At 64.5% G+C, this 318-nt stretch carries 1 protein-coding gene; it reads left to right on the top strand.

What is annotated here, in order from left to right; genetic code table 11:
* On the top strand, window positions 1-318 hold a 318-nt coding region (locus P1J78_RS25310), incomplete at both ends, for a hypothetical protein (protein WP_275570124.1).

Here is a 318-nt window from a genome sequence, read left to right as displayed (position 1 = left end):
CTGTCCGCCGCCGAGAAGGAACTGGTCTGCATCGAGAACAAGAACCGTCAGACCGATGCCGATCAGCGCCGGATGGAAGAACTGCGCCGGATCGTGGCGCTGGAGCAGTCCGGCGAGATGGAGACGATGCGCGAGCTGATCGCGTCGTCCAAGGGCCGCATCTGTGCCGTCACCTTCACCAAGAAGGACGGCAGCCGGCGCGTCATGAAGGTGCAGCCTGCCACCCTGAAATTCCATGTGAAGGGAAATGCGGCGACCGACGCAGGTCGGAAGGCCAGTGTCACCCGTGCCAGCCGCCACCCGCACCTGCTGCCCGTT

It is taken from the genome of Psychromarinibacter sediminicola (genome assembly GCF_029168335.1).
Lineage (GTDB): Bacteria > Pseudomonadota > Alphaproteobacteria > Rhodobacterales > Rhodobacteraceae > Psychromarinibacter > Psychromarinibacter sediminicola.
This window is presented reverse-complemented; position numbering and strand designations above follow the sequence as displayed.